Source organism: Chitinophaga sp. 10T418, assembly GCF_056394125.1.
The window spans coordinates 787918-811164 of record NZ_JBFTHG010000003.1 but is presented as its reverse complement, the minus strand read 5'-3'; the positions used below and the strand labels follow the sequence as shown (position 1 = coordinate 811164).

General features: G+C 44.7%; 18 protein-coding genes. 6 read left to right on the top strand and 12 right to left on the bottom strand.

Features of this window, described 5'->3' with window-relative positions; genetic code table 11:
- Positions 1-32 precede the first annotated feature (32 nt).
- From AC1DCV_RS11435 to AC1DCV_RS11410, 6 genes are all read right to left on the bottom strand, one after another.
- Positions 33-1445, bottom strand: a complete 1413-nt coding sequence (locus AC1DCV_RS11435) for a PKD-like family lipoprotein (protein ID WP_477023303.1) — start codon at positions 1443-1445, stop codon at positions 33-35.
- A gap of 32 nt (positions 1446-1477) precedes the next feature.
- A complete protein-coding gene (locus tag AC1DCV_RS11430) occupies positions 1478-2215 on the bottom strand; it encodes a DUF4843 domain-containing protein (protein WP_477023302.1) in 738 nt (245 codons plus the stop codon).
- Positions 2216-2232: 17 nt separating this feature from the next.
- Entirely contained in the window at positions 2233-3648 is a 1416-nt protein-coding gene (locus AC1DCV_RS11425) for a RagB/SusD family nutrient uptake outer membrane protein (protein ID WP_477023301.1), read from the bottom strand.
- A 20-nt stretch (positions 3649-3668) separates the two neighbouring features.
- Positions 3669-7052 carry a SusC/RagA family TonB-linked outer membrane protein gene (locus tag AC1DCV_RS11420; protein ID WP_477023300.1) on the bottom strand — a complete coding sequence of 1128 codons (3384 nt, stop codon included), beginning with the start codon at positions 7050-7052 and terminating at the stop codon, positions 3669-3671.
- 285 nt (positions 7053-7337) lie between these two features.
- Entirely contained in the window at positions 7338-8492 is a 1155-nt protein-coding gene (locus AC1DCV_RS11415; RefSeq protein WP_477023299.1) for a FecR family protein, read from the bottom strand.
- A gap of 56 nt (positions 8493-8548) precedes the next feature.
- The gene (locus AC1DCV_RS11410; protein ID WP_477023298.1) at positions 8549-9127 is read right to left on the bottom strand and encodes an RNA polymerase sigma factor; all 579 of its coding nucleotides are present in this window, start codon (positions 9125-9127) and stop codon (positions 8549-8551) included.
- A 377-nt stretch (positions 9128-9504) separates the two neighbouring features.
- Between AC1DCV_RS11410 and secA the strand changes: the two genes are divergently transcribed.
- The 4 genes from secA (at position 9505) to AC1DCV_RS11390 (ending at position 15219) form a co-directional block, all read left to right on the top strand.
- A complete protein-coding gene (gene secA, locus AC1DCV_RS11405; protein WP_477023297.1) occupies positions 9505-12828 on the top strand; it encodes a preprotein translocase subunit SecA in 3324 nt (1107 codons plus the stop codon).
- Positions 12829-12916: 88 nt separating this feature from the next.
- Positions 12917-13588: a deoxyribose-phosphate aldolase gene (deoC, locus tag AC1DCV_RS11400; RefSeq protein WP_477023296.1), complete on the top strand. Its 672-nt coding sequence runs from the start codon at positions 12917-12919 to the stop codon at positions 13586-13588.
- Positions 13589-13619: 31 nt separating this feature from the next.
- A complete protein-coding gene (locus AC1DCV_RS11395; protein ID WP_441573309.1) occupies positions 13620-14060 on the top strand; it encodes an SPOR domain-containing protein in 441 nt (146 codons plus the stop codon).
- Positions 14044-15219, top strand: coding sequence for a M20 metallopeptidase family protein (locus AC1DCV_RS11390; protein WP_477023295.1), 1176 nt, complete (start codon positions 14044-14046; stop codon positions 15217-15219). The genes AC1DCV_RS11395 and AC1DCV_RS11390 overlap by 17 nt, the downstream gene beginning before the upstream one ends.
- Positions 15220-15346: 127 nt before the next feature.
- On the opposite strand, the gene AC1DCV_RS11385 is transcribed toward AC1DCV_RS11390, so the two are convergent.
- From AC1DCV_RS11385 to AC1DCV_RS11365, 5 genes are all read right to left on the bottom strand, one after another.
- Positions 15347-16072, bottom strand: a complete 726-nt coding sequence (locus AC1DCV_RS11385; protein ID WP_477023294.1) for a hypothetical protein — start codon at positions 16070-16072, stop codon at positions 15347-15349.
- Between the two features lies 1 nt (position 16073).
- Positions 16074-16445, bottom strand: coding sequence for a GntR family transcriptional regulator (locus tag AC1DCV_RS11380; protein WP_441573312.1), 372 nt, complete (start codon positions 16443-16445; stop codon positions 16074-16076).
- Between the two features lie 12 nt (positions 16446-16457).
- Entirely contained in the window at positions 16458-17270 is an 813-nt protein-coding gene (locus AC1DCV_RS11375; protein WP_477023293.1) for a hypothetical protein, read from the bottom strand.
- A 9-nt stretch (positions 17271-17279) separates the two neighbouring features.
- Positions 17280-18113, bottom strand: coding sequence for an ABC transporter ATP-binding protein (locus AC1DCV_RS11370; RefSeq protein ID WP_477023292.1), 834 nt, complete (start codon positions 18111-18113; stop codon positions 17280-17282).
- Between the two features lie 162 nt (positions 18114-18275).
- A complete protein-coding gene (locus AC1DCV_RS11365) occupies positions 18276-19553 on the bottom strand; it encodes a serine hydroxymethyltransferase (protein ID WP_477023291.1) in 1278 nt (425 codons plus the stop codon).
- A 234-nt stretch (positions 19554-19787) separates the two neighbouring features.
- On the opposite strand from AC1DCV_RS11365, the gene AC1DCV_RS11360 reads away from it, so the two are divergent.
- Together AC1DCV_RS11360 and AC1DCV_RS11355 are read left to right on the top strand one after the other, a co-directional pair.
- Complete coding sequence (locus tag AC1DCV_RS11360) at positions 19788-20780, top strand: sugar phosphate nucleotidyltransferase (protein WP_477023290.1); 993 nt, start codon at positions 19788-19790, stop codon at positions 20778-20780.
- 103 nt (positions 20781-20883) lie between these two features.
- Positions 20884-21828: an NAD(P)H-dependent flavin oxidoreductase gene (locus AC1DCV_RS11355; protein WP_477023289.1), complete on the top strand. Its 945-nt coding sequence runs from the start codon at positions 20884-20886 to the stop codon at positions 21826-21828.
- A gap of 97 nt (positions 21829-21925) precedes the next feature.
- On the opposite strand, the gene AC1DCV_RS11350 is transcribed toward AC1DCV_RS11355, so the two are convergent.
- Positions 21926-23236 (bottom strand): ABC transporter permease, encoded by a 1311-nt coding sequence (locus AC1DCV_RS11350; protein ID WP_477023288.1) that lies wholly within the window; start codon positions 23234-23236, stop codon positions 21926-21928.
- Positions 23237-23247 lie beyond the last annotated feature (11 nt).

Sequence of the window (23247 nt, the reverse complement as noted above, 5' to 3'; positions counted from 1 at the left end):
TAAATTCCGGGCAGCTTATTTATATAGGGTTATCAGGGGGCAGCTTTATAAATGATGTCATTAATAATACCAAAACCTCCGAACACTTTGTGGTAGGTATTTCCCTCAAAATCGCCCGTGGCGCCTATGGTGAAGTAGTATACCTTGCCTTCTGCATTTTCATGTGTAGCTACTACAAGCTGACCGTTATCTTTACTTGTCTTCATGCTACGTACAACCGTTCCTGCCGGAAAGGAGTATACTATCCTTGCTGTTGCCGCAGGAATATCATACAGGTATATTTTATTGTTGCTGACATAATACAGATGCGGGAGTAGTTTCGACATCCGGAAAACGCCGGCATCTTTTATTCCCGGAGCAAAACCTATTGGAGCTGCTGTGCCTGGGGTACTGTAAGGACCACTGTTGGTGAAGGTGTACACGAACATCGAGTCATTGTTATTGTTTTTGAAGAAAGCGTAACTCTGATCAAATCCGGGTCCATTTTCCGCATACTGCAGGTGTTTATTTACTTTATTCATATTGAACGCATCTGTAGCCTCGCTATTGGGAAATGGTATCAGATCAAAAGTATAGGAGTCCTGGGCGATAAATCGTTGTGAAATGGTATCGTAGAATATCGGCCCATATGGCGAAGTCAGGTCAAACGGCGCCATATAGTAATTACCGGAAGGAGCCAGGCTGAGCTTATAAGGTGGTGGCACCATGAGCGACATGCCAAATGGGTGGCCATCGTTGAGCAGCACTTCACCGCCCATAAAAGGCAGGTATAGCTGGGGCCTGGCAGCAGGGGTTATAAAGAACCAGTCTTTAAAGCTTCCAATGACCATAAAAGTGGAATAGTCTACCTGTGTACCGCCAGCGGGTGAAAGTATATAGATGATCTGACTATTCCGTCTGTTGAATACATATAGATGGTGTGTGCCTGGTGGCAGTGGTATGTTGGGATTGACGCGTGAATAAATGTGATGAAAAGCAACATCCACTGGTGTAATGATGGAGATATCTGCCTGCGTGGTACTATCTTCCAATATCAACCATCCTTCATTCAGCGCACTCACTACTTTTATATGTTGCTCAATGGTGGTGGTAACCCCGGTGCTTTTATCTGTGATAAAGAGGTTCAGTATGTAAGGGCCGGGACCTTCAATAATCTGTGCATCCAGGTTGCGGCTGTTGCCCAGTGTACGCCTTGTAAGTGGAGCTCCTATCTTCGCGTACATTACCCATTCATAAGACAGTCCTTCCTTGTCCGGAATAGATTGTTTTACATCGGGATGGATACGCAAGGTATCCAGTTGAAATACGGAGATGGTGGTGTCTGATAAATCGGTGCTTATATTATTCAGATCATGATACTGATAATTTCCTTTGTCTTTGTAACAGCCTGTTAGCATCCCCCAGCATACGGTTAGCAGGATGGCTGGAATTATTATTGTGCGCATATACTGATTTTGAAGAGCAATAATGAATTGAATTAATCAAAAGAAACGGGGTCTCCGTTTTCATCTATCAACGGACCATGGGCCGCTTCATATATTTCCAGCTGTTGTTTACACAACGTACTGTAAACGGAATATATGCCATACGGAAGATCAGAGGGGATGACACTCAGACCGGTAGCGTTGATGATAAACTTAAATTTTACTGCACTGTAAGTGCCAAAGAAGTAGGTCAGCCAGGTATCCCAGTTATCTGGTTTGGTGAGATAGTCGTTGATCCTTATCCGGTAATGTGTGGTACCTCCTGCCACTGTTGTACTTCCTTTGGAATTTGGTACCCCTGGCAGAAAATCCGGGGAAGCCACTACTTCCAGCAGTATATTGATTGATTTGGTTTTTATGCCGGCGGTGCGATATATTACTACCGGCTGATTGGTCGAATAAGTGCCAGCCGGAATATTGCAGGGCAGCAATTTGTAGTCGATACCGGCTGTAGCAGTAGTACTATCTGCTACCACCCTGATAGCAACTGCTCTGTCTTTGGATGAGGCCATGCCAATAATGCGAACAGGGATTTTTATGGTATCCTGGATTAAACTATCCGGCCGTATTGCAAAAGAATATACGATTGAATCAGTATTGAGCGTATATGGTGCTTTGTAGATATATACCATATCTGCCGCACTAAACGAAAGTGGATTACTTTTTTTGCAGGCAGATAAACTACATACGGCCAGTAGTAATCCACCGATATATTTGAGTAGTTGTTTCATCAGTAATGATTTAATAATTAGTGATTTCCGAATTCAATTTCATTATCCGGTAATGGGAAAATATAAATGGCGTCATTAGTAATCATTGAACTACCCCCTATTTTCGCAGCATTTAACCTTTTGTAGTAGTAGAACAATTGACCTTCTGCATAAAATTCTTTTTTATATTCTTTTAGTATTTCCGCTTGCAGTATATCCGCTGAGATGTTTGCCGGAAGGGCCATCAGGCCCCGATGGGTGCGAACTTCATTCAGATAGGCAACACCTGTTTCGGGCAATGTTGCTGCTTCCGCTGCGATGTAATACATTTCAGACAACCGGATCACCGGCATATTATACATCAGGAAGTTGGCGAAGATATTATCCAATGAATATTTGGAAGTAGCTACAGCACCGCCAATAGTGGTAAACTGGTAATTGAACCGGATATCAGAGCTACCACCCTGGGCAGTTTCGTAAAGGGTGTTGAAAGTTTTGCTGGTGATAGAAAGCGCCGGAGCGCCTGCGCCATCAGAAACAAAATAAGCATCCGCATACGTTTTTATTTTATATACACTGAGGGCAAACAACTGTTCCCGGGCATAGGAGCGGTCTCTGTTCGATGTTGCCGCTGCACTGGCCTTGTCTGTAAATGGGAAGTTTTGCTCATGATTATTAATGACCTCCAGCGCTGCCGCCATGGCATTTACTTTATCATTGTTGTATAGTAATATGCGGGCTTCGAGTCCTTTTACAGCCCAGTAGTTCATATGATTCCTGGTATATGACTGAAAGGCGTCCTGGTCATAGGCTTCCCGGATAGTTTTGTCTGTAGATAGTAATGCTTCGGCCGCGCGTAAATCTCTCATACAGCTATCTATTACATTTTGTACAGAGAGCAAGGGAGATACCTGTACACTAAAGGTGGTGATGTAGGGAATAGATTTTTTTTGTGTTGATATTACGGGTGCTGCGCCGAACATGCGCAACAGGTCAAAGTGCATCAACGCCCTTAATCCCAGTGCTTCTCCTTTTACTCTTGCATAATTGTTGCCGGAGAAGACTTCTTTTTTGCTGTCTATTACTTTCAGAATATTATTGGCATTTGCAATGGCGCCATACATATTGGTCCATATAGAGGCAATGATGGCTTTAGGAGTTGCGCTGGTATAATTGTAAGATGATATGTTATAGTATGGGCTGGTAGTGGTGGCCGTATTGTAGCGCTGAGCCAGGATGTCCGTGAATCCCATGGTCAGTGTCTGACCATATATAGAAGCATCTGTCATCTTCATATACAGCCCGGTAATGGCGTCTTTAAAGCCTTGTTCATCTTTCAGCATTTCCGTTTCCCGTACCTGTGTTTTCGGGCTCACATCCAGCCATTTTTTGCAACCTCCCTGTGTAATAAGGAGGATGGTCAGGAGAGCGAATAAAATATATGTATTTTTCATCGATGATACATTTCAATTAATTAAAAAGAGGTACTGATATTCATGGTGAAGTTCCGGGCGAAAGGATAATCCAGTCCACGTTCAACCGTGATAGTTGACCAGCGGGCAATATCATTTGCGATAAGTCCGATACGTGTATTCTGCAGCTTCCATTTACGTGTATACTTCTCCGGTATAACATATGCAAAGGATATGCTTTGCAGGTTGACGAAATTATTTGTCTGTACAAAACGGGAAGTGGCGTAGGTAGGAGTAGTAATAACTCTACCGGTTTCGCTGCTCAGTCCTTTGAAGAAAGTTTTGTCGCCTGGTTGCTTCCATCTTCCAAGCAGTACGCGTTCGTCTACCTGGTATGCCAGGTCTGCGTTTTCTACACGATCAGCCAGTGTTTGGTTATATAGCTGTCCCCTGTACTGGTAGTTGAAATACACGCCCAGCGACATTCCTTTCCAGGTAGCATTGCTTCCGAAGTTTCCCTGCAGAGAAGGGATAACATCGCCTACCACCACTTTATCCTGTGGACTCCAGTCGTAGGTGAGGGTACCATTTTTTTTGACGTATAATTCGCGGCCGGTGGACGGATCTATCCCTTTGGAAGGAACTGCCCATATGGCATTGGGGCTTTGCCCTTCCTGAAATCTGAGTTGAGGCATTTTTTGTTGTCCGTTATCGTTTTTATCGTTGTTGTCGTTCAGTTTTTTTAATGAATTGGAAATATGTTTGATATAGGTATTGTTATGAATGCCATTTACAAAAAAGCTCCAGTAAATGCCTTTTGTATCCTGTTTTACAGCAAAGAAAGTAGTATTGAATTCATAGCCTTTGTTTTCCAGTTCCCCTACATTTTCTTTGTAGCTGGTTACGCCGGCAGACGGAGGCGTATTGATATCGAGTATCAGGCTTTGGGTATTTTCCTGGTAAATATCAAGGCGCACAACCAAACGGCTATGCCATAGGGCGAGGTCGGTCCCCAGGTTCTTTTTCAGGGTTTGCTGCCATTGCAGATTGGGATTGCCGTAGCCCATCAGGGTGGAGCCTACCTGGCCACGATAGCTCTGGTCAGTATAGTAGCTATAGGTAGTGATGCCCATGTAAGGTGGAAAACTGTTACTACCGGTGGTTCCAATGGTGGCGCGTATGCGGAGGATATCCAGCCATTTATTGGTGGCGGCGAGGAATTTTTCTTTATTCAGATTCCAACCCGCACCAACACTCCAGAATGGAGCAAAACGTTTATTAATACCAAACTGGGAAGAGCCATCTGCACTTATCCCCACATCTGTGGAAAAGCGCTGGTCGTAACTGTAACTGAAATTGGTAAACCCTGAAATACGCCTTGTTACATTTGCGCTCCCGTCAGGCCTGGTATTTACGGGATAAGCATTACCAAATTGCAACTGATCCATGCGGTCACTGGGGAATCCGAGCACATAGATACTGGCCGCATCACTGTTTGTTTCAGCGGTACTGATGCTGGTGGTGTTAAAAAATAAATGACGCCCGGATCTTTTTGAATAGTCGAGATTCAGGCTGGCATCGTAAGAAAAGAATTTATTATTTCCCCTGGTGTAACTTCCTTTTTTAGTAAAGTCAGATTCCGACATAAAAGAAGTGTGGGTAGCGGGCAAAAATAAATTGCTTTCATCTGTTTGTTTGGTGAGACCCAAACGGCCACTCAGGCGGAAACCTTTTCCAATGGTCCATTCGGCGGATGTTTGGTTGCTGACGCTGGTGTATTCGCTGTTATTAAGGGTGTGAAGCGTGGTGTTAAACAATGGATTGGTATATCTGACGAGTTGATAGCTCAACGGCTCCTGGTAAGATTCCAGCAGCTGACTGATTTTTCCGTTAGCGTCATAGGGTGACCAATACTGATTTAATCGGCTATAGTCACTAAAGCTGCCATAGTTAGAGTTATTGGCTTTATTGTAGTTAACAGATAATACATTTTTGAACAGGAATCCTTTGAAACGATAGCTGAGGTTCATATCCACATTATAATTATTACGGTCGCTGTTTTTCATCACCCCTGCATCGTGGTCATAACCCAGGTTTAATCCATAGCGGATATACTGGTCGCCGCCTTCGAGGTAAAGCGAATGCTTTTGTCCTACGCCTGTTCTGACAGGTTGTGCCAGCCAATAGGTATTTACACCTCTTTCCACTGCGGCCAGACGGGAGGAATATAGCTTCCTGTAAAATGCATCAGCATCTGCTCTATCTGTGTTACCACTGTACTGGCTGTATAAACCTGCCAGTCTTTCCACTTCCAGTTTGTCGCGTGCATTCAGCAGATGATACACCGTAAGATCGGGAGCCGTTACCTGCATGACACCACTGTAGCTCACCTGCAGTTTTCCCGGTAATGGTTGCTTGGTATCCACCACTATTACGCCATTGGCAGCGCGGGAGCCGTAGAGAGAAGTGGCGGCTGCATCTTTCAGAATGGTAAAACTGGCGATGCGGTTGATATCCATGTCGTATAATTTCTGCAGACTTACTTCAAATCCATCCAGGATAAATAGCGGCTGGTTGGGGTTGGTGGCGTAATTCGCCATGAAGTCGGCGCCTGAGGTAGCGCCGGTCTTTCCGGTAACCTGTTGAGGGAAATTATTAGTCCCGCGCATGTTAATGTTTGGAAGTTTATTGGGGTCACTCCCAAATTGGATGTTATCGGGAATTCGGATAGAAGGATCAAATACTTTCATTGCCTGCAGCGCATTCAGCATGCTTACACTGCGTAGTTGCTGCCCGGAAATGACGGTAGCCGCGCCGGTGAAGCTTTCTTTCGGGCGTTTGAACATACCGGTAGTGACGGAATGCCCTTCCAGCTGAAGGGCTCTTGGCTTCAGTTTGATGGTGATGTTACCATCTTTGTATATTTTAACAGTCGCCGTTTCATAGGCAATATGTTTGATCTGTAAAACCGCATTGTCGCTGTTGACAGTAATACTGAATTTTCCTTCCAGATCAGTGGTGGTACCGGCTGTTTCAGAGAGCATTATACTGGCGCCGGCTATAGGTACGCCTGTTAGTCCATCGAGTACCGTACCACGGATCGCCATAGCTGGTGCAGTATTCACGGGTACCTCTACAGGCGGGAGGCTGATCTCTTTCGCCTTTATAATGATGGTGTTGTACTTGATTTCAAAATCCAGCGGTTTGTCTTTAAAACACACTTTCAATACCTCTTGTACCGAAGCATTTTTAAGATCGAGATCTACGGCACCTGCATGGCTGACCAGGTGAGGATTATACAGTATTTCAAAGCCGGATTGACTACGAATTGCGTTGAATACCGTTTTTAGCGGTATATTTTTCCCGGAAAGGGAAACGGACTGTGAATAAGTAGTAGCACTTAACTGTAGAGCAAAAAAAAGTAGCAACAGGGATGTTAATTTCATTATTAACAGCGTTTTGGTTGATGAGAGTCGTGGCCAGGGCCTGACTTTGTTGCATAGAAATACTTTCATACTTTCGTATAGTTTAGGTTTGACTAATAATTGCATTTTTGAACGGATGCCTTTTGTTAATGTATAGGCCCAAACATCCGCCGGAAGTGCTTCGAACCACTTCCGGTTTTTGTTTGGCTTTTACTGGTTGATGGTTGATTGTTACTTACTCATGTAATTGGTAATTGACTAATTGAAAATGGTTGGTTGTTGACGATTTAAATCAGGCTGCGATGTTCACTTATGAGCAGCCATTACTGTAATTTGCTTATCCTTTAATTTAAATTTTACGTTGCCGGTTGCTTGCAATATCTCCAGAAGCTGGGATATATATTGTTGGCGGGAGATCCCACCGGTGAGGGTGATACCGGTAAGATCACCTTCATAGCGAATGTCTACATCATACCATCTGGCTACCTGTCGCATGATGGAATAGATATCTGTTTCGTCAAATAAAAATTTACCGTTTTTCCACGCTATGGTGGCGGCTATATTGGCATTGTTTATTTTAAACTGAGTGGAACCGGCATCCAGTATGGCTTCCTGGCCTGGCGCAATAGTTACCTGGTTATCGCTGTTGCTTACTTTTACGGCTCCTGTTACCAGTGTGGTGCTGATTTTTTTCTCCTCTGTATATGCCATAATATTAAAAGAGGTGCCGAGTACGGCTACTTTTATATGATTGATGGCAACGGTAAATGGCATCTCCGGCTGTGGTGCTATTTCAAAGTACGCTTCACCGGTAAGGTCTACAGTTCTTTCATGGCCAGCAAATATTGTTGGAAAGCGCAGGGAGGAGGCGGCATTCAACCATACCCGCGAACCATCCGGCAGTATTACCTGGAATTGGCCGCCACGTGGGGTGGTAATGGTATTATACTGTACCTCGCTGGTGGCGCCGGCGACGTGGTAAGACAAGAGTCCACTGTCTATTTTAATGATCTGTGAAGCGCCCTGTTGGCCTAATACACCGTTTTCTGCATTGTTCAGTACAATCTGTTGTCCGTTGCCCAGTGTTAGGATTGCTTTATTGCCCCCCGGCTGAATAGCGCTGTAAACGGGCGTTTGAGCCGGTTTGAACAGGAACCAGCATAGCAGCAGGGCAGCGAGCAGTGAGGCGGCAGCACTGTAACGGAACCACAGGCGGTGGTATAAAGGCGTGAACGGGGGCGTTTGTTCAGCTATCGTGATCTGTTCATTTATCTTTTTTAATAGTGCTGCATTATAGGGCTCCATCACGTTTTGCTGTACCAGGAGATCGCCGTATTCTATTAATATCTGTTGATACGTAGATTCATTAAGGGTTTGCAGCCATTCGCGCAGCGAGGCTCTTTCTTCCGGTGTACTGTTACCGGCGGCAATTTTCTGGAATAATTCCTGGTATTGGTTCATCACGATGTTATATACACGTTGGGAAAAAGACAAAGGGGACGGTAACCGAAAAAAAATTATCTAACCAATGAAATGCAGAGCAACAGGGCAAAAATGATATCTCCATGTTTTCTCATGTACTCTTTTATAAATTTACTGGCAAGATGTAATTGTTTTTTGACCACTGCCACGGAGAGGTCCAGTTGTGCGGCAATTTCGGCCCAGGAAAGGTCTTGCTGGGTGCTCAGTTCAAAGATGAGTCTTCTTCTTTCCGGTAAAAGGGCGATGGCTTGTTGGGCTATCTGCTGGTATTCCCGGTACTTGAGTTCGTCTTCCAGGTGGTAGTCCGGGGCATCTGGCGGGAGGGCGGCATCCTGTTGTTTTCTCTTTTTTTCACTGCGGAAAATATCAATGAGACGGTTGCGGGCCATGCGGTATAAGTAGTATTCAAAGGCCTGCAAACCGACGAAGGTTTCTCTTTTAAGCCATATTTTCACAAAGATATCTTGTGTTATTTCGTCTGCAATAATAGCCGTGTCCCCCGTAAATGGCAGCAGGTAGCGAAGTAGTTTCGGTTGATAATATTTATACAGCGCAGTATATGCATCGCGGTCGCCCGCTGCAAGGCGCTGTAATTGCAATACCTCGTCAATCATGGCGTGAATATACTTTTTTTGGCTAAAGTTTTCAACTTAGACCTGCCACGACAGTATGTTCGCAGTAAATACTATGGATATGTTAATTGATGCCCGGAAATTGCAAAATCCCCTCAAAATCCCCGCTAAATCCCCAAATTTATTCCTACTTTTACAGGCCTTGCCCGGGGAGCTGTAAAACTGACACCTTGACAGTTCACTGTTACAAGCACAATATTTGAGTAATCTGGATGCCGTCTATCCAACTGACTAAGCCCGCAGCGCAGCCTAAGTGCCACAGGCCGGGAAAGCAGGAAATATCAACTGATGATCAACTCAGCCTGGATGGGGTTAGGTTACAATAAATAGAAATCGTAATTCGTAATTAAACATTTAACATGTTAGGTTTTTTATCAAAGCTATTTGGAGGGAATAAATCAGAAAGGGATATCAAATCCATCTCTCCAGTGGTGCAGCAGATTAATGAGGAGTACGAAAAACTGCAATCCCTGCCTACTGATGAGCTGCGCCGTAAAACGCAGGACTTCCGCGCACGCATCGCTGAACATCTCGCCGTTATTGATAAAGAAATAGCGGAAAAGCAGGCTGCTGCAGAAGAAGAGGAAGATGTAACCGCAAAAGACACGATTTATCAGGAAATAGATATTCTCAAAAAAGACCGCGACAAGCAACTGGAAGTAATACTGAAAGAATTACTTCCAGCGGCTTTTGCTGTTGTAAAGGAAACTGCCCGCCGCTTTACCAATAATACCACACTGGAAGTAACTGCTACTGATCTGGATCGTCAACTGGCCCTGAAAGGGGATTATGTGAGCATCCAGGGAGATAAGGCGATTTGGCAAAACAGCTGGAATGCAGCTGGTAGCCGCGTTACCTGGAACATGGTGCACTACGATGTACAGTTGATTGGTGGTACCGTATTACATCAGGGTAAGATTGCGGAAATGGCAACGGGTGAAGGTAAAACACTCGTGTCTACCCTGCCTGCTTACCTCAACGCACTGGCTGGCCAGGGTGTTCACATTGTAACTGTGAATGATTACCTGGCTCGTCGTGACTCTGAGTGGAATGGTCCCCTCTTCGAATTCCTGGATATTACAGTAGACTGTATCGATAAACACCAGCCTAATACACCCGACCGCCGTAATGCTTACCTGGCGGATATCACCTACGGTACCAACAACGAATTCGGTTTTGACTACCTCCGTGATAACATGGTACACAACCCGGATGAAATGGTGCAGCGCAAGCATCACTATGCGATGGTGGATGAGGTGGATAGCGTACTGGTGGATGATGCCCGTACCCCGCTGATCATTTCCGGTCCTATCCCACGTGGAGAAGAACAGGAATTCCACGCATTGAAACCACGTATTGAATACCTGGTGGAAATGCAGAAAAAAGCGGTGAACCAATACCTGCAGGAAGCTAAAAAACTGATTGCCGAGGGTAAAGATGATCCTAAAACCGGTGGATTGGCCCTGATGCGCGCCTGGAGAGGCTTGCCAAAGAGCAGTGCACTGATCAAATATCTCAGCGAAGCAGGTAACAGGGTATTATTACAGAAAGCTGAAAACTACTACCTGGCAGATCAGCAACGCGAAATGCCGAAAGTAGATGAAGGCCTTTTCTTTGTAATCGAAGAAAAACAAAACAGTGTAGACCTCACCGATAAAGGTATTCACCTGATCACACAAGGTGGAGAAGATGCAAACTTCTTTATTCTGCCAGATGTGGGTTCTGAATTGGCAGAAATTGAAAAACTGTCAGTTACACCAGAAGAGAAATTGCAGCAGAAAGATGTATTACTGCAGGACTTCGCCTCTAAGTCAGATCGTATCCACTCCGTTCAGCAATTATTAAAAGCCTACACTTTATTTGATAAAGATGTAGAGTACGTAGTAATGGACGGTAAAGTGAAGATCGTAGATGAGCAAACCGGTCGTATCCTTGATGGACGCCGTTACTCTGATGGCTTGCACCAGGCGATTGAAGCCAAAGAAAATGTGAAAGTGGAAGCTGCCACCCAAACATTTGCTACCATCACGCTGCAGAACTTCTTCCGTATGTATCACAAGCTGGCCGGTATGACCGGTACTGCCTCTACGGAAGCTGGTGAACTCTGGGAAATCTACAAACTGGATGTGGTAACCATTCCTACCAACCTCCCGATCACCCGTATCGATGCGGAAGACCTGGTATATAAAACCAAAAGAGATAAATACAAAGCAGTTATCGAAGAAATCAAAACACTGCAGGCAAAAGGACGCCCGGTACTGGTAGGTACTACCTCCGTGGAAGTATCCGAATTGCTGAGCAAGATGCTGACGTTCGATAAAGTAGCACATAATGTACTGAACGCGAAACAACATGCCCGTGAAGCACAAATCGTTGCGGAAGCAGGTTTGCCGGGAGCCATTACCATTGCTACCAACATGGCAGGTCGTGGTACGGATATCAAACTCGGACCCGGTGTAAAAGAAGCAGGTGGTCTGGCGATTATTGGTACAGAAAGGCATGAAAGCCGTCGTGTAGACAGACAGTTACGTGGTCGTGCCGGTCGTCAGGGTGATCCGGGAACTTCACAGTTCTTCGTTTCCCTGGAAGATGACCTGATGCGTATGTTCGGTTCAGAACGTATTGCTGGTCTGATGGACCGCATGGGCTACAAAGAAGGAGAAGTGATTCAACATAGCATGATCACCCGCTCCATTGAAAGAGCACAGAAGAAAGTAGAAGAAAATAACTTCGGTATCCGTAAGCGTTTGCTGGAATATGATGATGTGATGAACAAGCAACGTACTGTGATCTACGCAAAACGTAATCACGCCCTGTTTGGCGAACGTCTGGCAATAGATATCGACAACGCATTCTATGATGTAGCGGAAAACATGGTAACCACCCACAAAGGAAGTGGCGACTATGAAGCGTTCAAAATGGATGCTATTATGAACTTCTCTATCGATACAGCAATTACCAGGGAAGAACTGAACAGAACAGATATCCCTAATCTGTCTTCCAAACTGTATCACGAAGGAAAAGATAACTATACACGCAAAGTAAATGAACTGATCAGCAATACACTGCCGGTGATTGAACGCATTCACCAGGAACAGGGTCACCAGATCGAAAATATCTCTATTCCGTTTACAGACGGTAAAAAAGGTATCAACGTAATGGCTAACCTGCAGAAAGTAGTGGAAACCAAGGGGCATGAAACCATGAATGCCCTGGAACGCAGCATTACACTGGCGCTGATAGATGAGTCCTGGAAAGAGCACCTGCGTGCAATGGATGACCTGAAACAATCCGTACAGAGTGCTGTATACGAACAGAAAGATCCATTACTGATCTATAAATTCGAAGCATTCAACCTGTTCAAGGAAATGGATGGTGAAACCAGCCGCGACATCGTTTCCTTCCTGTCTAAATGCGGTATCCCCGTAAATAACCAGGCAGAGGAAACTGCACCTGAAATCAGGGAAGCAGTAGAAGAAAAAACGGATATGAGCCGTATGCGTGCTTCTCATGAAGACCTGGTAGATCACAACGGCCATCAGGCCGGTGCACCTGACTTCCAGACTGCTGAAGAAGTGAAGACGGAGCCAATCCGTCACCAGGGACCACAAATTGGTCGTAACGACCTTTGCCCTTGTGGTAGCGGTAAGAAGTACAAACAATGCCATGGCAAGAACGCTTAAGCGCTTTTACCTGTAAATGATATCAGAACGGATTACGGCAACGTAATCCGTTTTGCATTAATTTCGCCTTGTAATAAGTAAATGAACGATGATGGAGATTAACCGCTATATAGACCATACTATATTAAAACCTACTACTACACTGGAAGACATCAAACAGCTGTGTATGCAATGTGTGGAGTATGATTTTGCGGCCGCCTGTGTGCCGCCGTTATATGTAAAGCTGGCCAAACAATTCCTGGGTGCTACCAACACCAAAGTAGCTACCGTCATAGGATTTCCTTTCGGTTATTCCGCTATTGAAGCGAAAGTAGCAGAAACGGTGCTGGCCATTGTAGATGGCGCAGATGAACTGGACCTGGTGATCAATATTTCAGCGATCAAAAACAATGACTGGGAATACCTGGAAAAAGAGATCGCCAATATCATGTACATCATCCGGGAAAAGAAAAAAGTAATCAAGATCATCATTGAAAGTGGCATATTATTGGAGGAAGAGATCGTCAAATGTTGCCAGCTGTATGCAAAGTACGGAGTTGATTTCATGAAAACATCTACCGGCTATGCAGAAAGAGGGGCTACAGTAGAAGCGGTAAGACTGATGAGAGCTAATTTACCTGCCAACATACAGATAAAAGCTTCGGGTGGTATTCGTACCTTTGTTTTTGCCCAGGAGCTGATAGAAGCCGGAGCTACCCGCATAGGAGCCAGCGCCAGTGTGAGCATCGTGAAGGAAAGCAAGGACGCTGCGGCGCAATAAATAATTATTCATAGTTAATTATACAGTATTCATGCAAAAGTTATTCATCCTGGTTTGCTGTCTGTTGGGAAGTAGTTGGGCCATGGCACAAGACAATGCAACAGCAACCAACGGAAATGTAAGGGTGGTAAAAGATAGTCGTGTGGATGTGCTGATTAAAAAACAGATCTACATTAACACCCTGGCCATCCGTAACCAGTCTGGTTTCCGGGTGCAGGTAATTTCCACCAACAAACGTGGCGATGCCAATGAAGCCAAAGCAAAAGTGATGCAACTCTTTGGTGACTATCGTACCTATCTCGATTACCAGGCCCCCTATTTTAAAGTGCGCGTAGGCGATTTTAAAAGCCGTGAAGAAGCCGCCGAATTACGGGACAAATTATCTGACCTGTTTTCAGGAGGCGTATTTGTAGTACCAGCCATTATTAACGTGTCACCGGATAAAGAACTATCGAATGAAGAACCGTATTAAAGAGCTGGCAAAGGCGTATGCTCCTGAGTTTACTGCTGTCAGGAGGCATTTGCATTCCCATCCGGAACTATCCTTTCAGGAATTTGAAACGACTGCTTTTATACAGCAGCAACTCTCCGCTTTTGGTGTTCCTTTCCAGGCAGGCATTGCCGGCACCGGCATCGTTGCCCTGATTGAAGGGAAAAATCCGGCCTCCAAAGTAATTGCCCTGCGTGCTGATATGGACGCCCTGCCAATTACAGAAGCCAATGATGTGCCCTATAAATCTACCAATGTAGGCGTGATGCACGCTTGCGGACATGATGTACACACCTCCTGTGTATTAGGTGCTACCAAAATATTGAATGAATTAAAAGATCAGTTTGAAGGCACTATCAAAGTACTGTTTCAGCCGGGAGAAGAAAAACATCCCGGAGGCGCCAGTATTATGATTGAGGAAGGCGCACTCGAAAACCCACGTCCGGATGCTATCCTGGGTATGCATGTGCATCCTACCCTGGAAGCCGGTAAGCTGGGGTTTCGTGAAGGAAAGTACATGGCGAGTGCCGATGAAATATATATTACCATCAAAGGTAAAGGTGGCCATGCGGCGCAGCCACATCTTACCGTAGATACTATCCTGGTGGCGTCTCAACTGGTAGTAAGTTTACAACAGATCATCTCCCGTAACAACAATCCCTTCTCTCCTTCTGTATTGTCGATTTGTGCTTTCAACGGCGGATTTACGACCAACGTTATTCCGAGTGAAGTAAAGCTGATGGGCACTTTCAGGGCTATGGATGAAACCTGGCGCTTTAAAGCACATGAGCTGATCCGTAAACAGGCGGTAGGTATTGCAGAAGCCATGGGCGCTGAAATCGATATTGAAATACTGGTAGGTTATCCTACGTTATATAATAATGAAGAAGTGACTAAGAAGGCCCGCCACTTCGCTACTGAATACCTCGGTGCGGACGATGTAGGTGATACAGAAATCAGAATGGGGGCAGAAGATTTTGCTTTCTATTCACAAGTAGTACCTGCCTGTTTTTTTAGACTTGGTACTGGTAATATTGCCCGGGGAATTACTTCCGGTGTACATACTCCTACTTTCGATGTAGATGAACATGCGATTGAAATAGGAATGGGCACTATGGCCTATTTAGCTACGCAGTTTTAATGATAAATGAAAAGTCCCGATGAAAATCGGGACTTTTTTTTATCTTTTTAATAAAGAAGACCGGTTAAAAAACAAGCCCGTTTATATATCGATAGAAATTATTGCTAAAAACGTGTAGTCGTTATTGTTAGTTAATCTGTTTAATACAACTGATGGCTTTACCGTAGATGTTTAATTCCCGTAAACTATCTACCCTGATATCTGCCACTTTGTATTCGATATCTTCAAACCGGAGTGCACCACTTTTCCCCATCGTTATTTTTACACTATCCAGCGTATTGTCGCCGGACAGAGAAAAGTCGTTCGCCAGTTCACCTGCATAAGTTAATGACTTGAAATGATTATTCGACAGGAATGCACCGGCATTAGGACCTGATTTAATTGTCAGATCCGGTATGGTGAAGTCTCTTATCGATACATTGCAGTAGCTGTTATTGATGACCCTCAATGACGGACAAGTAAGCGAAATATCATATTGCTGATCCATGCGGATAAATAAGGTATCGGCTGACTGCCGGATAGTTACATTGCTATGATGTCCCAGTGTGTAGGTATCTCCCCTGCTAATATTTACGTTATTGATGCCCTGTGTGTAGCTCACATGCCCATTTTTTGTATCCTCCTGATGGGTTTCCGTGGTCGCCAGATCCGCCTGACCGTTAGTAAGCACCAAAACACTGAACGGCTGAAGGTTTTCCGTTTTATCCTTGGGATCTGGTGCAGGTTGGTGACTGTATTGTTCTTCGTTGGTAATCGCTTTACTATAGTTCACCCTTAGCAGGGTGGCAGCAAACAACATCAAAAACACGAGTACACCAGTGAAACCGATCAATAATTTTTTACTCGTTTTCATATTAGTTGAAATTAGATTTTTTGAATTTCTCAAAATGAGGTTTCAGTTCATCGAGGCCCAGATCCAGTAGGTACAAGCTGCGGAAGAAGCTGGGCAATTCATTGCTGATGAATGTTTCTTTTTTGAATTGCCTGATTTTCTTTACGGCATCTGCACTGATGAAGTAGCCGATTCCTCTTTTATTGAAAATGATTTCCTGCTGCTGCAACAGCTCGCAGGTACGCATCACGGTATTGGGATTTACTTCCAGTAATACTGCAAGTTCCCTGACGGAAGGAATGCGTTCATCCGGTTGCCATTTATTAAGCAATATCTGTTCGCAGATGTAATCCGCGATCTGTACGTATATAGCTTGGGTTTCTTTGAATTCCATCTCACAAAAGTTTTAAATTTCTTGATCCTTCAACCGGAAATAAGCTATGGTCCAAAACACAGGTGCTAGTATAAATCTCAGGGTAAAGAGGTATACATCCAGCAGCCAGCGTGGAATGAGGTAAGTGGTGGTATGCCAGGATGTTGGCCCGCCTTCCAGTTTATTCACCATCACAAATGGCATGGCTCTTTTCCAGAATTCTCCTTCCAGCCCGAATAATAAGGTAATCACTATACAGTTGATCAAATACAGACCAAAGAGGAAAATGAATACACTGAAAACTGTTTTGAGGAAACTATATTTATGAAAATAGGTAGCGCCGAGTAAGAAAATGGATTGTAGCACAAAGTAGCCATAGTAGATATACTTTTTTTCATCCGGGTCGCTAATGAATTTATAGTTTCTTTCTATCTGTTGTCCGGTGATAGAGAGTTGTACATTTTCAATGATCCTGAAACTGAGGTAACAGCTGAGATGATAGAACAAAAAATAACCGATGGTACTGATCAAGAACAGCGTAAAGAATTTTTCGAATTGAGACGCTGGTAACATTAAGTAGTCTACCCCTTTTTCTTTGTTGGCCAGTTCATTGAATGAACGGCTGGTAAAGAGGAGTCCACCTAAGAACAGGCCAAAATAGTAGAACGGTACGAGATCAGTGACGTGTTCGAATCGGTGGTGGGAAAGTATTGCCAGGATACCTACAGTAGTAGATAATACAAATAAGGCCACTGCTCCCATTAGATAAAAACGAAGGTGATCCGTAGAGTGTTTCTGCAGGTAGAACTGCATGCGCCGGAGGTTGAAAACGTTATTTGCTTGCATGGGTAGTAATTAGTTGAATATTTCCTGGATAGGTTTGTGATTAGTGAGTATTGCGTTGAACAACAGCTCCATATCTATTTTACTGTGTTCGTTGCCTGCATTTTTGGTAATGATGGTATGGCCACGGAGATTACTGTCGGCGAACAATACACCGGTGGTTTCTTCCATACGGCTCACTGTTTTGAAACTCAGTTTATCCGTTACCGTTTGCACATCTTCCCGGAAAATGATTTTATGACCATCTATAATAACGATGCTGTCTATCAGGTTGTCGAGGTCGCGTACCTGGTGCGTGGAGATGACAATACATTTATCTTCACTCACGGCTGCTGCAATTACTTTACGGAACTGGCTTTTAGACGGGATATCCAGCCCATTGGTAGGTTCGTCCATGATCAGCACTTTAGTGTTGGTGGCGAGGGCAAAACTGATCAGCACTTTTTTCTTTTGTCCGTAAGACATCTCCGTCAGTTTCTGATCGCGGGGAATTTCAAACTCTTTCAGGTACCTGAAAAACGCTGCTTCATCGAAGTTGGGGTAGAAAGGTGCGTAGGTATTCACATACTTTTTAACGCTCACTTTAGGCAGATAGAATTCTTCCGGCACCAGGAATATTTCCCGCAGGAAGGCGGGTTGTCTTTTGGCGGAAGCGAAGCCCATTACTTCACAGGTGCCGCTGTCGGGGAATAACAGCCCGGCCATTTGTTTCAGGAGGGTAGACTTACCCGCACCGTTTTTTCCCAGCAAACCATAGATGTGGCCTGCTTCCAGGCGTAGTTGCAGATTCTCGAACAGGGGCTTGTTTTTCCGATAGCTGAATGTCAGGGATTGGATGTTAATCATATTATGTGATTTAGTGTACTACTTAACTAGTACACTATAAAGATAATTGGATTTTTAATATTTCAAAAGAATTTTTTGGGAGAGATAAAAAAGCAGGGAACAAAAAAGAGGAAGTCTTATACAGACTTCCTCTTTTATAACTTATATAGCAGGTAGTTATACTTACAGTTCAGGGTACAGGGTAAACTGTTTCATGAACGTATTTACTTCGCCTCTTACGCTGGTGATGAGTGCTTCGTTATCAGCATCCATCAGCAGTTGATCGATCCAGTCAACGATCTGGCCCATATGGCCTTCGTTCATACCACGGGTAGTGATAGCTGGAACACCTACGCGGATACCAGAGGTAACAAAGGCAGATTTATCGTCAAATGGTACCATGTTTTTATTAACAGTGATATCCGCTTTTACGAGTGTTTGTTCTGCTTTTTTACCGGAGATATTTTTATTGCGGAGGTCAATCAGCATCAGGTGATTATCAGTACCGCCGGAAATGATTTCATAGCCTTTGCCAACGAAGCTTTTCGCCATTGACTGGGCATTTTTAAGAATCTGGTTAGCATATACAGTATAATCGTCAGACAGGATTTCGAAGAAGGAAACTGCTTTAGCGGCAATAACGTGTTCGAGTGGACCGCCCTGGATACCTGGGAATACAGATGTATCAATGAGGGAACTCATCATGCGGGTTTCGCCTTTTGGTGTTTTCAGACCAAATGGATTTTCGAAATCAGCGCCCATCATGATCATACCGCCACGAGGACCACGCAGTGTTTTGTGGGTGGTAGTTGTAACGAAATGGCAATGTGCAAACGGAGAGTTCAGTAAGCCTTTGGCGATCAGACCTGCGGGGTGTGCAATATCTGCCATTACAAAGGCGCCTACCTGGTCAGCTATTTCGCGGATACGTTTGTAATCCCAGTCACGGCTGTAAGCAGATGCACCGCAAACAATCAGTTTTGGTTTTTCGCGGTTCGCGATTTCTTCCATTTTATCGTATTCTACCAGGCCGGTTTCTTTGTTAACACCGTAGAAATGAGGCTGGTAAAGCTTGCCGGAGTAGTTTACAGCAGAACCATGGGTCAGGTGACCACCCATGCTCAGATCCAGTCCCAGGATTTTATCACCGGGTTGGAGTATTGCCAGCATTACAGCAGCATTGGCCTGTGCACCAGAGTGAGGTTGTACGTTCACATAGGCGGCACCAAATATTTGTTTAGCTCTGTCTATGGCCAGTTGTTCGCTTTGGTCTACAATTTCGCAGCCTGCATAATATCTTTTGCCAGGATAACCTTCGGCATATTTATTCGTCATCACTTGTCCCATCGCCTGCATTACCTGGTAACTGGTAAAATTTTCAGATGCGATCAACTCAATGCCATGGCGCTGACGCTCCAATTCCTGGCCGATTAAATCAAATATTTGCTGGTCTCTTTGCATGTTGCCTTAAATTTGGTGCAAAAATAAATTAAAGCGGGATCAATTGCAAGCGGAAAGCATAAAGGAGAAGGCAAAAAGCTATTGAAGCGGAGATAAAAGGATATGATAATCCTGTAGATCCGCTGCTATCTCCGCTTCAATAGCTTTATACTTTATGCTTTCCGCTTTCGGCTTTTTTGTCCTATTTTCGCGGCATTCGAGCAGCAATAGCTATCATCCTAACTACAACAAGTAATGAAGGCAATAATACCAGTGGCAGGGGCAGGCACCAAGCTTCGTCCACACACATATACACAGCCTAAAGCATTAATACCTTTAGCCGGCAGAACCATTCTCAGTATTATTATTGATCAGCTGGTGGATGCAGGTATCAACGAATTTGTATTTGTGGTAGGTTACCTGGGCGAAAAAATCCAGCACTATGTGGAGAAGAAGTATCCACAACTTACCTGTCACTTTGTACAACAAAACAGCCGCGAAGGTACCGGCCATGCCTTATCCCTCACCCGCGACATCGTAGGCACCGATGAAATACTGATCGTACTGGGAGATACCATTTGTGAATGTGATTTCAAAGAAGTTATCGACTCTCCTTTTTCTATGCTGGGCCTGAAGAAAGTAGATGACCCTCGTAATTTTGGTGTAGCAGAACTGGATGAAACAGGCAAAATTACCCGCGTGGTGGAAAAACCTCAGATCCCTAAGTCTAACCTCGCACTGGTAGGACTCTACAAGATCAAAGAAACGCAACAACTCTATGATTGCCTCCAAAGCAACATCGACAATAAAATAAAATCACATGATGAGTTCCAGCTCACAGATGCGCTGGAATGCATGATTGAACATGGCGTACAGTTCAATGGCTTTAAAGTATCCAACTGGTTTGATTGTGGTCGTAAAGATACCCTGCTGGAAACAAATGCCATTCTGCTGAAGAAATATAAACTCGCCAATAACCCGGTATTACCGTATGAAAATACGATCATCATTCCACCGGTAAGCATAGGGGAAGGATGTAATATTAAGAACGCTATTATTGGCCCTAATGTAGCCATAGGAGATAATACCGTGATCAATTACTCTATTGTAAAAGATTCCATCATCGGCTCTTTCAGTAACCTGTATGAAGTGGTGCTGAAATCTTCGCTCATCGGCAGCGATGCCAATATCCGCGGATTGAGTCAGAGCCTGAACATTGGTGACAATACGGAAATAGATCTGGGGTAAAGAGAAGGCATAAAGCAAAAAGCTATTGTCGCGGATATTTAATCGCCACAATAGCTTTTTGCTTTATGCCTTCTGCTTTCTGCTTTTAAGTATATTCGCTTCCATGAACAACCGTATCACTTCCTTATTCAATATTCAATATCCTGTTATCCAGGCTGGTATGATCTGGGCAAGTGGCTGGCGTTTAGCCAGCGCTGTTAGTAATGCCGGTGGCCTCGGGCTGATAGGCGCCGGCAGTATGTATCCGGATGTATTGCGGTTGCATATACAGCGATGCAAACAGGCTACTAACAAGCCTTTCGGCGTAAATATACCTTTGCTATATCCTGATATAGATCAGCTGATAAATATTATCCTGGAAGAAGGGGTACAAATTGTATTCACTTCTGCCGGAAACCCAAAAACATGGACACCGGTATTGAAAGCTGCTGGTGTAAAAGTAGTACACGTGGTATCCAGTGCAGCCTTCGCCCTGAAAAGCGAGGCTGCCGGTGTAGATGCAGTAGTAGCAGAAGGCTTTGAAGCCGGTGGCCATAACGGTCGTGAAGAAACAACTACCATGGTATTGATTCCGGCAGTATGCGAACAGGTACAAATACCCGTGATAGCAGCGGGAGGCATTGGTTCAGGAAAAGCCATGGCGGCAGCTTTTGCACTTGGGGCCTCCGGTGTACAGGTAGGCAGCCGTTTTGTAGCGACCCCCGAAGCATCTTCCCATATAAATTTTAAACAAGCGGTGGTCAACGCAAAAGAAGGGGATACCATGCTCAGTTTAAAGAAACTCACCCCGGTACGTTTGATCAAAAACAATTTCTATCAGGCAATCAAAGAAGCCGAAGATAACGGGGCAGATGTAAATGCGCTGAAAGTACTGCTGGGGCGGGCACGGGCCAAAACCGGTATGTTTGAAGGTAACCTCGAAGAAGGGGAACTGGAAATAGGTCAGGTGAGTGCACTGATACATGATATAAAACCCGCCGCCCTTGTGCTGGAAGAAATATGGACAGAGTTCCAGGCAACGATTAAGCTTTTAGCCATTAGCTGTTAGCTGTTAGCAAAATGCAGCGGAGATTTTTGAGGAAGGAATACCAGCTGCTCCCCATAGATCTCCGCTGCATTTTGCTAACAGCTAATGGCTAAAAGCTTTACGGTTTCCTCACCACCCACTTCATCGCTTCTTTTAACGTAATTTTCTTGCCATACATCAATATACCGGTGCGGTATATTCTGCCGGCTGCCCAGGTAGTGAGTATAAAGCCTCCTATGAGGCAAATAAACGACAGTGCCAGTTGCCAGTAGGGTACGGTGCCCGGCACGCCGTAAGGCAGCCTGGCCATCATCACCATGGGCGATGTGAAGGGGATAATACTGCCCCATACCGCCAGCGGGCTGCCGGGGTCCTGTACGGCCTTCATCATGATCATGATACCAATGATGATAGGTACCGTTACCGGAATAGTGAGTTGTTGTATATCGGTGGCGTCTTCATTAGCGAGACTGCCAATAGCGGCGTACAAAGAGGAATAAAACAGGTAGCCCCCCAGGAAATACAAAACAAAACATGGAACGATCAGGCTCCACTGGATGCTGCCAACCAGCTCTCTCATTTTGTGAATCATTTCTATCTGATCGGCCTGACTGGCCTGGGCCATAGCGCCGCCCTGCGCTGCTGCCTGCATACTTTCCGGTGAGAAGAACAAAGGAATCAGGGAATAAATGGCCGTAACAAGAACGCCCCATATAAAGAACTGTAACAGTCCTACTGCAGCAATGCCGATGATTTTGCCCATCATGAGCTGAAAGGGTTTCACACTGGAAATCATGACTTCCGCAATACGGCTTACTTTTTCTTCCATCACCCCCCGCATAACGGATGTGCCAAACAACAACAGGACAATGTAGATAATAAATCCGCTGGCATAGCCTACACCATAGGCTACCCAGGAATTACCTTTTTTCTCTTCCTTACCGTTTTTAAAGGTGACTTCCACATTAGACCGGATCCCATCCATTTTGGATTGATCAATCCCCTGCAGTTCCAGGCGTTTCTTTTCAATGATATCGTTGATATCCTTGTTGATATTGCTTTCAATGGTAATGCTGGCCTGACCGCTGCTATAAAATTCGAAGCCGGAAGGACGGCTGATGTCAAACTGTGGAATGTACAGCAGGCCTTCATAGCCTTGTGCTTCATAGTGCAGTTTGAGGCTGTCGATGTTTTGTTGCTGGAGATATTTGAAATACACCCCTTTTGTATCGGGGAATTTGTTTTCGAATAATCCGCTTTTATCCACTACAGCGATGCGTTTATGTTCGCTGGAAGAGGTAGCCAGGAGGATGGGCACAATGATCATGGCCGCAAAGGCCACTGGCACGAGCAAAGTGGTGACGAGGAAAGATCTTTTACGGACGCGGGTAAAAAATTCTCGTTTTATGATGAGCCATATTTTTTCCATAAAGTAAGCAG